The organism is Bifidobacterium aerophilum (assembly GCF_010667685.1).
GTDB lineage: Bacteria > Actinomycetota > Actinomycetes > Actinomycetales > Bifidobacteriaceae > Bifidobacterium > Bifidobacterium aerophilum.
The window spans coordinates 61,175-77,131 of sequence record NZ_WHZW01000010.1 but is presented as its reverse complement, the minus strand read 5'-3'; the positions used below and the strand labels follow the sequence as shown (position 1 = coordinate 77,131).

8 protein-coding genes are annotated in these 15,957 nt (G+C 63.7%); 5 read left to right on the top strand and 3 right to left on the bottom strand.

Annotation, left to right across the window (positions count from 1 at the left end; translation table 11 throughout):
• Positions 1-32: 32 nt before the first annotated feature.
• Positions 33-671, bottom strand: coding sequence for an SGNH/GDSL hydrolase family protein (locus GFD25_RS05920; protein ID WP_163230897.1), 639 nt, complete (start codon positions 669-671; stop codon positions 33-35).
• 281 nt (positions 672-952) lie between these two features.
• Between GFD25_RS05920 and GFD25_RS05915 the strand changes: the two genes are divergently transcribed.
• Positions 953-2,515, top strand: a complete 1,563-nt coding sequence (locus GFD25_RS05915) for an MFS transporter (protein WP_163230895.1) — start codon at positions 953-955, stop codon at positions 2,513-2,515.
• A 192-nt stretch (positions 2,516-2,707) separates the two neighbouring features.
• Here GFD25_RS05915 and GFD25_RS05910 read toward each other — a convergent pair whose 3' ends face one another.
• Entirely contained in the window at positions 2,708-3,547 is an 840-nt protein-coding gene (locus tag GFD25_RS05910; RefSeq protein WP_163230893.1) for an alpha/beta hydrolase, read from the bottom strand.
• 55 nt (positions 3,548-3,602) lie between these two features.
• On the bottom strand, positions 3,603-6,539 hold the full coding sequence (locus GFD25_RS05905) for a glycosyl hydrolase 115 family protein (RefSeq protein ID WP_163230891.1): 2,937 nt from the start codon (positions 6,537-6,539) through the stop codon (positions 3,603-3,605).
• A 307-nt stretch (positions 6,540-6,846) separates the two neighbouring features.
• Between GFD25_RS05905 and GFD25_RS05900 the strand changes: the two genes are divergently transcribed.
• The 4 genes from GFD25_RS05900 (at position 6,847) to GFD25_RS05885 (ending at position 15,858) form a co-directional block, all read left to right on the top strand.
• Positions 6,847-7,497, top strand: coding sequence for an SGNH/GDSL hydrolase family protein (locus tag GFD25_RS05900; RefSeq protein ID WP_163230889.1), 651 nt, complete (start codon positions 6,847-6,849; stop codon positions 7,495-7,497).
• Between the two features lie 107 nt (positions 7,498-7,604).
• A complete protein-coding gene (locus GFD25_RS05895) occupies positions 7,605-8,618 on the top strand; it encodes a LacI family DNA-binding transcriptional regulator (protein WP_239512429.1) in 1,014 nt (337 codons plus the stop codon).
• A gap of 334 nt (positions 8,619-8,952) precedes the next feature.
• Positions 8,953-10,515, top strand: a complete 1,563-nt coding sequence (locus GFD25_RS05890; protein WP_163230887.1) for an MFS transporter — start codon at positions 8,953-8,955, stop codon at positions 10,513-10,515.
• A 249-nt stretch (positions 10,516-10,764) separates the two neighbouring features.
• Positions 10,765-15,858: an Ig-like domain-containing protein gene (locus GFD25_RS05885; RefSeq protein ID WP_163230885.1), complete on the top strand. Its 5,094-nt coding sequence runs from the start codon at positions 10,765-10,767 to the stop codon at positions 15,856-15,858.
• The last annotated feature ends 99 nt before the right edge of the window (positions 15,859-15,957 follow it).

Below are 15,957 nucleotides of genomic sequence, written 5' to 3'. Positions count from 1 at the left end.
GAACATGGTGACGGTGATCGCGTCGGCGAGGTTCAGTGACGCGCCGCCCAATCCTCGCGCAGCAGCGCGGCCATCGCGTCGGCGAATTTGGCGTGGTTCTCGCCGTCCATGTGCAGCTGGTCGAGATCGCTCGGCTCGGCGACCTGCGCGGCGTCGAGGAACAGGCATCCCTGCCGTTCGGCCACGCGCCGGTACTCCCCCGACAGCTGGTGCGACAGTTCGACCGCGCCCTCGTCGAAGCCGATGAACCCGCTGGTCGAAATGCCGGGCTTGATATAAATCGGCGAGACGACGACGATGCGCGGCGCCGGCGCCCCGCGGTTGTCGGTGATCTTCACCTCGTGGACGAGCATGTCGAGTCCGGCCGCGATCACGCGCGCGTCCGCGTGGAACATGGCCTTCATGTCGTTCGTGCCGAGGCTGATGATCACGTAGTCGAGCGGCCGGTGCGTGATGAGCGCGCCCGGCAGCGCCGCAAGTCCGTTGCGATGCGGTTCGATCGGATTGTCGAACACGGTGGTGCGCCCGCCGAGCCCCTCCTCGATCACATACCAGTCGTCGCCGAGCAGCCGCTGCAGGCGGCCGGTCCAGCGCACGTCGCGCGGATGGCGGCCGCCCGCCGGATTCGAACCGTTCGTATTGGAATCGCCGAAGCACAGCACGTTGATCATGACCGATTTGCCTCCCTGTACGCTCGCCCATCGAGCTTATGGCCGCGGTGATCGCCCCGCGTCGCCATGCCATGTTTTGCCGCCGGCGCGAGCACTGTAATATGACCGGCGATGACATGGATATGACGGCCGATATATGTCGGAACGTTCCTGCTTGTAATACAGATTACCATAGTTTTTGCGGTATAAAAGTTCGTTAATTGACTGGAATGTAGACGATTTGTAAATCCGGAACGAACCGGATATTGTGGGGTGTATCGAGTATTCAGGAAAGGACAATGATGTCTCAACGCAATCATCGGCAGGATGTGCTGCCGCCACTGTCGTGGAAAGCCAAGCTCGGCTACTCCACGTTCTCGCTGTCATACGTCATGCAGACCATGATCGGTACATGGCAGCTGTTCTACTTCACCACATTCCTCGGCATCCCGGTCGCCGCCACCACGGCGCTCATCGCCGCTGGCAAGATCATCGCCTCGGTGATCGGCCCGGTCTGGGGATATCTGTCCGACCGCATGTACGCCACCAGGATTGGCCGCCGCATCGGCCGCCGCCGGTCCATCATGCTGATCGCCGTGCCGCTCAACGCGCTGTTCTACGCCATCATGTGGATTCCGGGGCTGCCGGTCGCCGCATACTTCACCTCCAGTCTGCTGTACTGGGTCTTCCTCGCCGGCCTGACTACGATCCAGTACGGTCTGCCGTCCGAAATGACCGAGGACTCCAGCCAACGCGCGCAGCTCGTCGGCATCAACCAGATCGCCGGCGCGATCGGCAGCACGTTCCTGTCGTTGTTCAACGTGTACCTGTTCATCCTCTGGGGCAAGGACACGTGGACCTCGTACTTCAAGATGGCCATGATCTACGGTGCTATCGGTGTGGGCGTGCTCGTCGTCGGCTTCTTCACCATCAAGGAGCGGCCATACGACGAGTCGACCGACGTGTCCGAAGCCGATGGCGGGACGACGGGTGACAAACTGCCGATCTGGCAGCGCATCGTCTCGATGATCTGGAATTTCGTGTCCGTGATGCGGGTGCGGGAATTCCGCAACTATCTCGGCCTGTATCTGTCCGAACAGTGTTTTCGCGCCATCCGCGGCACCATCAACACGTATTTCGTGATCTTCGTGCTGCTGCTCGATCCGCAGACCGTCTCGCTCGCCACCGGCGTGAACACCATGTTCGGCATCGCGTGCCTCACGTTCTTCATGTGGCTTACCGCGAAAGTCGGCGGCCCGCGCGCCTACCGGATCGGCGGCTTCGAGGTGATCGGCGTGTTCCTGTCGCTGTTCATGCTGGCCATGTTCTCGTCCCAACTGTCGTCCGGCGCCAAGGCCGTCGCGTTCATCGTGCTCGGCCTGTTCATGAACTTCGGCATCACGGGCGTGGTGAACGCGACGCAGTACACGTACACGTTCATTCCCGACGTGGATGAAATCATCACATCCAAGCGGCGTGAAGGACAGTACGCGTCCGTCAACGCAACCATTGACGACATCTTCGCCGCGGTCGAGACGGTGCTCATCGGCTGGGTCTTGCAGGCGACCGGTTTCATCGAGGGCGCGCAGACACAGCCGGCCGGCACGATGACGGCCATCACGGTCATGTACTGCCTTGCTCCGATCATGCTGTGTCTGCTCGGCATACTCTTCACCTACCGGCTCAAGCTCAACAAGGAGAACCACGGGCTGCTGCTGGCCGAGATCGCGCGGTTGCGCGAGGGCGGTTCGATGGCCGACGTGACGGACGAGACGCGCGCCCTGGTCGAAAGCCTGACCGGCATGCCCTATGAGCAATGCTGGGGCCACAACAACGTGATCAATGCCCTGCACAAGGCGGCATGACCGCATCCGGACACAGTGTGAGAGCAGTGCGAGACCGTGTTTCGGCAAACGATTGTCCGGAACGCGGCTCACGCTGTTCCGATGGACGGGATGTCCCAATGTCACTGAGTGCGCGCTCGTGATCGCGCGCGCATGGTGACGGTTTGCGGTTTGCGGCAGTGGCGGCAGAAAGTATTCGTGGTGGCTCGACGGCTACCGCAGGTGACGGTCGCAGAAGTCGATGAACCGGTCGGTGGCTTCCGGTGCGCGCCAGACGCGCGGATCGCCGTGGCCGCCGGTGTGCGGATACCAGGTCTCGATCGATGCGCCGCCGCCGACCTCGTGGATCGCGGCCTCCAGCCAATGCGTCTGGTCGCACGGCACGAGCGCATCGTCGTCGGCGTGAGCCAGCAGCATCGGCGCCATGCCGGCGTGCACGTGGTCGATCGGACTGGCGTCATGCGCGGCCTCCTGCGTATACCCGGCGCCGAGCAGTTTCGTCTTGTAGTCCTCGACCTCGTCATAACGCGGTCCGGGAAGCACCCACCGGCTGATGTCACTGATGCCGAACGCCGCGATCACGAGATTCACGTCGCTGGAGACGCCGGATGCGGCCGATGCCGGGTCGTCGTACCGCGCATCGCCGTTCGTGAATCCGAGGAACTGTGCGAGATGCGCTCCGGCCGACGCGCCCCACGCCACGATCCGATCTGGATCGATGCCGTACTCCCCCGCGTGCGCTCGCAGGAAGCGCACCGCGGCCTTGCAGTCATGGATCTGCGCCGGCCATCGCGCCTCGGTCGAGAGTCGATAGTTGATGACCGCGACCGCATATCCGGCTTCGAGGAACGCGTTCGTGTCGTCGCGGCCGGTCGCCAGTCCGGTGGAACCGGGTGCGAAGGTGCCGCCGATCCAGCCTCCGCCATGGATGTAGATCACGACGGGAACGGGATGGCCGGCTGACGCGCCGGCCGGTATGGCAAGATACAGTTTCTGTGATTGCCGGCCGTTGCCGGCGTAGTCCTGATCGATATATTCGGTGATGTCAGTCATGATTGGTTCGTCCTTGAACTAGAGGCGGGGCGGAATCGTTGTGATATAGTGTATCTCATCGATAAGATACGGAGATGCGACGGGATTCGTCAGGACCGTAGAAGGATCGCGGCAGCGGTTTGGCGGCGAGCACGATGCGGTCGATGACGACGGATGCGTCGACGCGTTCGATAGCGAGCGTGTTCCAGCCGGCATGCACCGTGGCTTCGAACTGCAGCGGCTCGTAGCCACGGATGATGTTGCGCTCCCACACGGTGGTCAGCGAATGGCGGTTGCGCGACTCGCCCCACGCGTTGTTGCCAGCCAGCACGATCGGCTCGTCGCCGTTGACGTGCACGGCCAGACGGCAACCGCGCGGCGTGCCGTCGTCCTCGACTCCCTCGTTGAACGTAGGCAGACGGTTGATGGTGCCGCGCACGGTGCCGGACCGCTCGAACCATACCTGATATTCGAGCGTCGCGCCTTCGCCGGGGCGGCTGATGCCACGGTCCGGGAACGCCTTCATCGTGTCGCCATGCTGGCCCTCGTTCGCAATCGGCGCCCAATACGAGCCGTCCATGCCGGGGATGATGCGGGTCGGATGCTCGGCCTCGCATGCGACGATGCCGTCGGTCGCGACGAATCCGAGCGGTGCGGATTCGGACGGTGCCGCGCCGACTGGCTCGGCCGGGACGCCGGCTGGCCTGGCTGAGTCGTTGCTTGTCGCAGTGATCCCGCCGATGGTGTCCTCGACACCGTCGGAATCACCGTCGTCCATCTCGACGTTCGGATACTGGTCATCTTCGATCAGATCATGATCGTCGCCCAAGTGCGTGTCGTACTTGATGAATCCCGCCCATTTGCCGTCGTTGATCGCATCCAGCTCGTCGTTGCGCGCGATGATCGCATCGCGGGCCGCCTTCGACAATGCGATGTACCGCCGTGCATCGCCAATTCGTCCGTCGTGGAACGCGGCCCACGCCTCCCAAAAGTTCACGTACTCGGCCGCTGTATCGGACTGCGACAGCACCGCGTAATACCACTGCTCGAAGAACGCCGTGCGTCGCGCGTCCGGCAGCGCGTCTGCCACGCGTCGCACGCGCGAGGTCAGCGCGGCACACCGGTCGAGCCAGCGTTGCGCTTCGTCGCCGAAGGAGGACGGATTGAACGCGAACTCCTCCAGATCGATCCCGGCGGCCACGCCTTCCGGATTCAGACTGGCGAGATTGAACCCGGGCTGGCGAATCGCGATCAGCTGGCTGAACTCGTCGAAGCAGTCGGCCAGTTCTGCCGCGGTCGCCTTGTCCGCGCCCCAATCGCGCCGCGCGAACATGCGCACGAAATCGGCGCCGATCGACTCGGCCGTGCACGCGTCCGGATTCCAGCCGAGCCGCAGAAAATACTCGGTCGACATGTCGCTCAGCTTGATGTCGCCCACGTTGATGACCCACTGCCTGCGCATGCCGGTGTTCCACGCGCGGCGCATTTGCTCGGTCATCAGCGGCAGCTGCGAACTGTTGAGCCAGGTGTTGTTCGTCGGCCGGCCCACATACGAATTGTGGTAGTACACGCCCGCGCCGCCCTCGCGCGCCGCCTCCGCAACGGTCGGCACCTGCCGCAGAAACCCGTAGTCGTCGTCCGGCCACATCAGCGTGATGTTGCGGTATTCCGGCTGTTCCAGCACCCGACTCAGACCGTGGTTGTACACGTCGTTCATCTCCTTGTAGGTGATGAGCACTTGCGGGATGCGCGCGGCCTCAGCCGGCCCGTACACCTCCTCGATGAGCGCGCGTTGGGCCGCGATCACGTCCTTCATGAACGCGACCTCCTTCTCCTCGGTCGTATCTCCCGGGTAGCGGTCGAGCTCGGCCACGTTGAAGCGGCCGTCGTGCACGCCGCGGATGCCCACGGTCAGTGAGCACTCGCATGACTTGTTCGTCTCCAGCCGCTCGCGCCAGTAGGCGAGCAGCGCCTCGCGGTTGAGCGTGAAATCGTACGATTCGCGCACGGACGCGCCGCGCATGTGGTACTGCTCGTGGTGCTCGGCGTACCACTGGTCCCACTCGCCCTCGTTGTTGCGCAGCAGGATCTCGCAGTGGTGCGTGCCCATGATGACGCCGTACCGTTCCGCTTCGCGCGCGTTGACCGGCACGCCGTCTTCTCCTGTTGCCGTGTTGAACGCGACCGATTCGGGGTGCATGGCCGGCCACAGCAGGTTGCCGCGCAGCCGTAGCAGCAGTTCGAAGACGTGGCGGTAGTAGTTGACTTCGGGCGCGATCTGCGGGTTCGGGAACTTCTTGCGGTTCCAGCGGACCATTGACCAGTCCTCGTCGTTGATGAAGAATCCGCGGTACGGCACGGCCGGACCGAGTTCAACGCAGGCGTGCGTGTAGTTCGCGTCGATGATCGGGCGTACGTCGACCGGTACGTCGCCCCACCAGAACCACGGGGAGATGCCGATGCGTTCGGACAGTGCGTAGATGCCGTAGATCGTGCCGCGGGCGTCGCTGCCGGCAATGACGATCGCGTGCGCGACGCCGGGGATCGGATCATCGACTTCCTTGAGCGCGAACGCTTCCTGCCGGTCGGCGATCTGTTCGGATTCGTCGAGTCGACCGTTGGCGGTGATCGTGTCGATGATCGCGCTGCGGCCGATGGTACCGACGATGATGGCGCGATCGATCGGGGCGTCGCCTCCGAATTGGCGCAGTGCCGATTCTGGCGAGTCGAGCCGGATCAGGGCCGGTGTCGCGGACGGATCGGCTGCGGCGAGACGATCGGCCTGGGCCTGTGGATCGTCGGCGAACAGCTGCTGCACCGTATGCCAGTCGATTGAGCCGGTGGTCATGGCGATGTCCTGCCGCAGATCCTGTACGGCTCGGGTGACCTGCCGCCAGGTGCGTTCGGCGTGCGGGTCGCGTTCGGACGGCCGGTAGGCGCTGTCGACGATGACGGGCGCGGCGGGCGTGATCGCGCGATGGCCTGGTGTGCTCAAGTTTTCGTAGATCTTCATCGACGCTGTCCTTCGTTGGATGGATGTGGTGCTTGTATGAGGTATCGGCCAAACGAAACGCGGAACGTTCCGGATGGATTTTGAAAACCATAATACTTCGTTTTACAATGATTTGCGCATCGGCGTGTATGGGAATCACCTCAGATTATCCGTCACGTTCCGAATCGCTCGGAATCGCATCGTCCGTCGCTGACGTTCCGCCGCTGGAACGTTCGCCGTCGGCCGGCGATCATCAATCATCACCGATCATCGGAAAGGTCAGCAATGGACAACGACATCAGCGAAAGGCGCGTTCAAGGGCAAACTCATGTTCTCCTTCGGAGACAGCATCTGCCACGGCCACTACTACCCCAAGTTCACGTTCCCCAAGCGCGTGGCCGAGCTGGAAGGCATGGACTACGTGTGCCATGCGGTCAACGGATCGACCATCATCGACTTCACCGAACCGGACTCCCCGTACCACGACACCACGCACCACATCCTGCGCCAGGTCAAGAACGCCGCAGCCGAGCACGTCGATCCGGACGTGATCATCTTCGACGGCGGCGTCAACGACGCGGTGCACACCGATCTCGACATCGACCGATTCGGCGAGATGTTCCGCATGACCGCGGAACTGATCCGCAAGCGTTGGCCGGACGCGCTGGTCGTGTACGTGACCGTGCACCGCCTGTGGAAGCGCGACTGGGACGTGCAGGTCGCCGTCTACGGCACGGCCGTGCGTATCTGCGGCGAACTCGGCATCCCGGTGGCGAACATGTTCGAGGATTCGCCGCTCGATACGCGCGACCGCGAGATCGGCAAGACGCTGAGCTTTGACGAGGTGGACGCCGACGGCGAGCCGATCGTTGCCGGCAACGGCACGCATCCCAGCCCGGAGGCCGTGGAACGGTACTACGTGCCGCTCGTGCGCGAGACGCTGCACCATCCCGCCGCACACATCCCGGCTGTGCGCTGACGCCGTCGCCGGCCGGCTGCGCAGATCCGTCGCCGGCCTTGTCCGATTGGCGTCCGGAACGATTCGAACATATGCGTTGCACCGGGTAATATGCGAGGAAGATCGTGATGTACAGGAAAGGTGTGTATGCGATGGTGACGATCAAGGATGTGGCCGCCAAGGCCGGTGTGTCGAAAACGACCGCGTCCGACGCGTTGCGCGGCGGAGGCGATGTGAGCGCCAAGACCATGCTGCGCGTGCGCGCCATCGCCGAGCAGATGGGCTACAAGCCCAATGTTTCCGCGCGTTCGTTGCGTTCAGGGCGCAGCAATACCATCACGTTTCTGACGTCGGGCATCCAGGGCAGCTACTTTGCGGAAGTCGCCACATACTTCGCCGAGGAGATCAACCGTCGCGGCATGTACATGTTGATCGAGCTGACGAAGTTCGTGCGCGACGACGCGAAGCAGAAGATCCCGTTCCCGATGTCGGACGGCATCATCGCCACCAACGCGCTGCACGTCGAACGGCTGTTGCGCGAGCATCCCACCGTAGTGCTGGAAAATTACGACGATGAGTGCCCGTACGACACCGTGAACGCGTCCAGCGCCGCCGGTTCGCGTGCTGCGATCCGGCATTTGGCCGAACGCGGCTGCACGCGCATCGCCGTGGTCGGTGACAACAGCGGACCGGGGGTGTATCCCGGTTCGCGAGACTTGCGCTACGAATCGGCTCGAGACGAGTGCCGCAAGCTCGGATTGCGGTTCGACGACGACTCGTTTGTGCGGTCACAGTGGTCGCGGCAGGGAGGCATCGAGACCGGGCATGCACTGGCCGATGCCGGTATGCCGTTCGATGGCCTGTACTGCTTGAGCGACGGCATCGCGCTCGGCGTGATCCGCGGTCTGAACGAGCGTGGCGTGCGGGTGCCGGACGACGTGGCGGTGATGGGTTTCGACGGTGTGCTGGAAGGCCGGTATTACAGCCCGTCGCTTACGTCGGTGCGTACCGACTTCTCGACGATGGCGCGTGTGGCGATGGATCTGCTCATGCGCCGCATCGAGCATCCCGACGACAAGGCCGCCCGTCAATGCATGACCGTCGGGTATGAGCTTGTGGAGGGCGAGTCCACCGCCCGTTGACGAATCGAACCGTCTCGGTACCTGATCGTAGGGTCCGCGATACCACGGTATCGCGGGCCTTTTTCATGTCTCGTCGTCTTTCGGTCCTTGTCATCTTATCGATGAGACACGCCGAACGGCCCGGATGATTTCCGGAAGGTTCCGGATTGTGCTACATTAAGTCTTGCAACAATTCAAGCCGTCTCAATCGAATTACTTATTCGGAACGATACGGGCAGTGATGCCGGCATCGTTCGGTCACCGGCGCAACGCAACGCCTGCACTCGTCATACGGGCGAAGCCATGCCGGTTCCCATTGGACGGAAAGCAACGGAGAAAAAGAAAGAGGTCAGCAATGACTAGCACCTCAATAGCGAGCGGCGCGACCAAGACCGGTCGCCTGTCCTCGTGGGCGAAAATCGCATACGCGTTCTTCGGCCTGTCGTTCACCATGTCCACGATGGTCAACACGTGGCAGATGTTCTACTACACGTCCTTCATGGCCATCGGCGTCGGCGTCGTGACCACCATGCTCGCGTTCGGCAAGTGGGCCGGCGCGGTCATCTCCCCGATCTGGGGATGGCTGTCCGACCGCATGTACTCCACCGCCATCGGCCGCAAGCTCGGCCGCCGCCGCGCCATGCTGCTCATCCTCGCCCCGCTGAACCTCCTGTTCTACGTGCTGCTGTGGCTGCCGAACATGCCGGTGTGGGCCTACATCCTGTTCAACGTCGGCTACTTCGCCGTCTGGCCGGGCGTCACTACCATCGACTACGCCCTGCCGTCCGAAATGACCGATGATTCCAAGGATCGCGCCCAGCTCGTCGTCGGCGGCCAGATCGGCGGCGCCATCGGCTCCTTCGGCCTGTCCATGCTCAACGCCTATCTGTTCCAGATCTGGGGCACCAAGACCTGGGACCCGTACTTCAAGATCGCCATGATCTACGCGATCGCCGGCACCATCCTGCTCATCCTCGCCGCGTTCGCCATCAAGGAACGTCCGTACGACCCGTCCACCGACGTCGCCGCCGCCGACAAGGACGCCAAGGGCAAGACGAACTTCTTCAAGCAGATCGTCTCCGTCTTCTGGAACTTCGTCTCCGTCGTCCGCATCCGTACGTTCCGCAACTACCTGTGGATCTTCCTCACCCAGATCATCTTCCGCAACGTGCGCGGCGTTCTGAACTCCTACTTCATCATCTTCGTGCTGCTGCTCAACCCGCAGGCCGTGTCCGTCTCCACCGGCATCAGCTTCGTCTTCGGCATCGCGTTCGTCACCTTCTGGGGCTGGGCCACCAGCAAGGTCGGCGGCCTGAAGACCTACCGCGCCGGCGGCTACATCACCACCATAATCTTCGGTGCCATCCTCGTGATGGGCCTGACCAAGGGCAACTTCAACGCCACCCAGCTGGCCATCGGCTTCACCGTGCTCATCACCGCGTTCGGACTGGGCAACTCCGGCATCGTCAACGCGCAGCAGTACATCCAGGCCTTCGTACCGGACGTCGACGAGATCGTCACCGGCAAGCGCCGCGAAGGCCAGTACGCCGGCATCACCGAGACGCTGTCCACCGTCGTCCAGGCCCTCGCCGTGGCCGGTACCGGCATCGTCCTGCAGCTCGTCGGCTTCCAGTCCAACGCCGACAGCCAGCCCGCCGGCGCCGTGAACGCCCTGCTGTACATGTACTGCCTCACCCCGATGGTCCTCGCCCTGCTTGGCAACTTCCTCACCTACCGCATGCACCTCAACGACGAGAACCACAAGGTGCTCGTGGCCGAGGCCAAGCGTCTGCGCGAAGGCGGCTCGATGGCGGACGTCACCCCGGAGACCCGCAAGGTCGTCGAGGATCTCGCCGGCATGAAGTACGAGGAGTGCTGGGGCCACAACAACATCATCAACATCTCCAACCGCGGCTGAGCCGCTTCACCTTGGACTTCGGTTCGATGATGTGATCTGATTTTCCGTCAGGTGCAACTCCTGTTTCTCGCTTGACGGATGTTTGCAGCCGGCGGTTTCCGATCCGATTGCCGGGTCGGAAACCGCCGGTTTTTCTATACCTGTTTTCTGGTGCGCCGGCGTTCTCTTTGCGGCGCACGGTATTGGTTCCCCTCTCACCTTCCCTACTTCGCTTTTTCATTCGTGTCCATGCGCAAAGGAGCATTTCCCATGCAATTCACCACCTACGAACCTCCCGTCAGCAAACCGCAACCGGCGTTGGTCGAGTCCGCGGACGGCCGTCAGATCATCGACTTCGATGGCGACTGGCGCTTCTTCCGCGGCTCGCCGTCCGGCGCGGAACGCCCCGATTTCGACGACTCCTCCTGGCGTGAGGTCACCGTGCCCCACGACTTCGGCGTGGAGGGGCGGTTCTCGCGCAACGCCCGCGCCACCGTCGGCTACCTCAAGGTTGGCGAAGGCTGGTACCGCAAGACGTTCACCATCCCCGCCGCGCTCGCCGGCAAACGGTTCGTGCTCGACTTCGACGGCGTGATGGACCGTTCGGAGATCTGGATCAACGGCGACAAGGTCGGCGAACACCATTATGGCTATACCGCATTCCAACTCGACGTGACCGATCATCTGCGCTTCGGCGACGACCCCAACGTCGTCACCGTGCGTGCGGTCAACGAGGAGCCGAGCTCGCGCTGGTACGCCGGTGCCGGCCTGTACCGCGACATCACGCTGATCGTCACCGATCCGATCCACGTCGCGCAGTACGGCACGCAGATCACCACGCCGACGCTGGCCGACGATGTCACGCACGGCGTCGCCAACGTCAACGTCAAGACCACCATCGCCAACGAAACGTCCGCCGCCACAGCCGTCACGCTGCGCACGACCATCATCGACGCGGACGGCAATATCGTCGCCGAAGACACGACAGACGTCACGGCGGTGCCGACTGACATGACTGGTCGTATCGTTGCCGCGCCGGCCAACGAATCCGTTGCGTCGGCCGACTTACAGTACGCGCCCGCACCGACCGCCGAACAGATGCTCACCATCGCCGAGCCGCACTTGTGGAACACCGCCGACCCATACCAATACCTCGCGCGCACCGCATTGCTCGCCGCCGACGGCACCGTGCTCGACACGTACGAGACACGCTTCGGACTGCGCTGGATCACGCTCGACCCGCAGCACGGCCTGTTCCTCAACGGCGTGAACATGCGCGCGCTCGGCATGTGCATGCACCACGACCAAGGTGCGCTCGGTGCGGCCGCATACCATCGTGCCGTCACGCGCCAGCTTGAAATCATGAAGGAAGGTGGGGTCAACGCGATCCGCACCAGCCACAATCCGGCATGCAAGACGCAGGTCGCCGAATGCAGCCGGCTCGGACTGCTCGTGCTCGAGGAGCTGACCGACATGTGGACCGCGCCGAAGAACCGCAACGACTACTCCAACTACTTCGCCCAGGACTACCCGGAAGACCTCAAGGCCATGATCCTGCGCGACCGCAACGAGCCGAGCGTATTCATGTGGGGCATGGGCAACGAAATCGCCTGGCAGGAATCCGAGCTGCCGATCGCGGCCGACCTCACGCGCCGCTGCCACCTGCTCGATCCAACCCGCCCGAACTCCGTCAACGACGCGTCCTACCTGTCCAAGGGCATCGACGGCATCGGCAACGACATCCATCACCGCATGGACGTGCGCGGCTACTCGTACATCAGCAAGGACAAGATGCTCGAAGTCCACGAGAAGAACCCGAACGATGTGATCGTCAACTCGGAAAGCGCGAACATCTGCTCCAACCGCGGCTACTATGTCTACCCCACCGAAGTGAGCGAGTGCCCGGCCGTGCTGCCGCCGATCGACACCAGCAAGTACGAGTTCGAGCCGGGCCGCAAGTCGTGGAATGACACGACCTATGAGCTGAGCGCCTACAACATCCGCGGCAAGCGAGGCAATTACATCGACGTCGCGTTCGAGCGACTCATCCACATCCCGTTCAACGTGGGCGAGTTCGGATGGACCGGCTTCGACTACATCGGCGAACCTGCGCCGTACATCTCCAACTCATACTGGACCAAGCCCGACATGGCCGAGTCCGACGGCACGGTACTTGCGCCGCTGCGCTCCTACTACGGCATGGTCGACACGGCCGGCATCCCGAAGGATCAGTGGTACATCTACAAATCGCTGTGGACCGACCCGGACGATGCGCCGATGGTGCATCTGCTGCCGCACTGGAACTGGAGCGTCGGCGAGGCGGTGAGCGTGTGGGCGTACACGAACGCGGCGTCGGCCGAGCTGTTCCTCAACGGGCGATCGCTCGGCGTGCGCGAATTCGACAGCTTCGACACGGACTTCCATCTGGATGCGTCCCATGCGGACAAGCCGTTCCAGTACCGCTACGCGAAGGCGAATCCGAGTCGCCGCAAGCTCAGCCTCGACTGGGAAGTGCCGTTCGAGCCGGGCGTGATCGAGGTCGTGGCGCGCGATGCCACGGGCCGTATCGTGGCGCGTGACAGCAAGGCCACGCCGGGTTCGCCGGCGGCTCTGCGGCTATCCGCCGACCGTCACGTGATCGCCGGTGACGGCAAGGATCTGAGCTACGTCACTGCCGCCGTGACCGACGACATCGGCGTGACCGTGCCGCGTGCCGACGACGAGGTGACGTTCAGCGTGGAGCATGGCCGGCTGCTCGGCACCGACAACGGCAGCCAGACGAACACCGAGCCGCTGCAATCCGCCACGCATCGCGCGTACAGCGGTCTGGTGGTGGCGATCGTCGCATCCGACGGGTCCGGGTTGCCGATTCGCGTGACCGCGCGTGGCAAGGGATTGAAGAAGGCGTCGTGCGTGATTGCGGTTGCCGGAAACGTGGCGGCCGGTGACGTGGTCGATGTCGAGCCGGTGGCCGTGCGTACGGTTGCGGGCGTCGCGCCGACGTTGCCGGAGACTGTGACCGTACGGTTCGGTGACGGATCGAGGCGGGCGGTGCCGGTGACGTGGGATGCGGTCGATGATGGTTGCGGTTCGGCGGCCGGTGCGTTCCGCGTGTGCGGTGCGATCGACTGCGGCGATGGTGTTTCACGTGAAACCTTCGCTGATGTGGTCGTGGTGACCGTGGATGACATAGTGCCGGTCGCGTTGACCGTCGCCGACGATGGTGGCGCTGATCGCCCGGTGGAGTTGCCGGATGCCGTAACCGCGATCACCAGTGATGGCGGATTCATGCGGTTGCCGGTGACGTGGGATGCGTTGCCCGATGGTGTCGATGCTGCGGGCGGTGGCGTTGTCGCGGTATCCGGAACCGTTGCAGTGCCCGGCGGCGCGTCCGGTCCGTCGCGCTCGCTGACCGCGCATGCGTCCGTTCGCATCCTCGCCGACGGCGAGCGGCCGATCAACGAACCTGCGCTTCGCTCGCTGCGCATCAACGGCAAGCCAGTTGCCGATTTCGATCCCGAACGCACCGAATACACGCTCGCCCAGCGTTACGACCAGCCCAAGCCGGTCATCGAGGCGGAAGCCGAAGGCAACGACCTCGTCTACGTGCTGCCGCCGGCCAACTGGCCGAACGGCGCGTACCGCGTACACGTCACTTCCGAAGACGGCAAGCGAGGCCGCACGTACACGATCGGTCTCGATATCGCCCCCGCTCCGGTCGGCAACGTGAGCATCGCTGCGACCGTTGCCAATCCGGTCGAAGACACGATCGTGCCGGTCGTCGTCTCCGCGACCGATACCAACGGCCTGCCGATCGACCTCGATGACGCGCACGTTGTCATCGACAGCTCCAATCATGCCGTGCTCGCCGCCGATGATCCTGCCTACGGTCGGACCGAGTCCGCGACCGGCGGGGCTGATCATGCCCTCGTCACAGTGCTCGCCGGAACCGCGAACGTCACCGCGACCGTCGCCTACGGCGGCGCAGTAGTCGCCAGCGCTCCCCTGCCGCTCACCGTGGCGCACGGTACGCATGCCAAGCGACCGACTGCCGTGCGTGACGTCACGTTGCGTACCATCGTGGGTGAGGCCCCCGAACTGCCATCCGCGGCGACTGTCTCGTTCGACCACGGATTCGATGCCGAGATTCCGGTCGATTGGCAGCCGGTCCCGGGCGATGCGTTGGCCAAACCTGGTCGCGTGACCGTCACCGGAACCGTCGGCGACACCGGACTGGCCGCACACGCCACGATCGTCGTCGTTGCGGTATCCGCGGTGGCCAACGTATCCATCGCGACCATCACGCATATCGTGCCCGATCTGGCCGAGACCTTCCCGACCGTCGCGGTCTACTGGAGCGACGGACTCAAGGAAGACCTGCCGGTCGTGTGGGATGCGATCGACGCGACGGCTGTCGCCGCACCGGGCGAGTTCACGGTCGAAGGCGCGGTCGCCGGGGTGACCGGTCGCCGTGCCGTCGCGCATGTTCGCGTGACCGACGAGCATGTGCAGAACCGCGACCTGTTCTCGTTCCGCAACGACGTGTACCCGCAGGTACGCGCCTCCTACACCAACGCCGACCCGAAGGCGCAGGAGGACGTGGCTGACCTGATGGACGGTACCGTCTCGTACACCGCCCGCCTCGGCTACAACCTGAAAAACCGTTGGTCGACGGCCGGAGATCCGTCGAACACGGCGTGGCTGGAATACCGCTTCGGCTACGGCGAGGAGACGCCGTTCATGCTTGACTCGTTCACGGTGTACTACTGCCTGGACGGCGACGGCGTGGTGTTGCCGGAGCACGTGGATGTCGAGTATCTCGATGTGGACGGCTCCGTGGATGCGGGGTCGGATGACGCGGTTTCATGGAAGCCGGTGCGTGATCTGTCCGTGACCCATCATCCGGTCGAGCAGAAAAACGACGCGGCGTGGGCGTACGCGACCGTCGGCGACAAGCCGGGCAACGAGATGGTCTCGAACGGCGACGAAACGACGTACTCGTTCGAGATGGTGCGCACCTCGCGCATTCGTATCACCTTCCATACGGATGACGGCGAAGTCGTGGCGATCACCGAGGTGCGGGGCGACGCGCAGATTCCGGCGGCGCATGGCGACGCCGATCTGGCAGGGATTCTCGTCGACGGCGAGCCGGTCGCGTTCGATCCGGACGTGGAGACGTATACGTCGGGTGCATCCGGCATGTCTGGTGACGGTTCGCAACCGGCCGTCGAACCGGTGCCGGTGGCTGGCTCCAATGTCGCGATCACCGTGGTGCCGCCGGCTGTGGGATCGGATGAGACGCGCATCATCGTCACGTCCGAGGACCGCGTCACCACGCGTACCTACCTGGTGACGAGCCGGTAATCCGGCGGTCCCGTCCCAAGTGTCGTGGGGCGAAACGTCGTTGTAGGCCCGGTATCCGCGAGTCGCCGCGAATACCGGGCCTACAATCAATCTTAACGA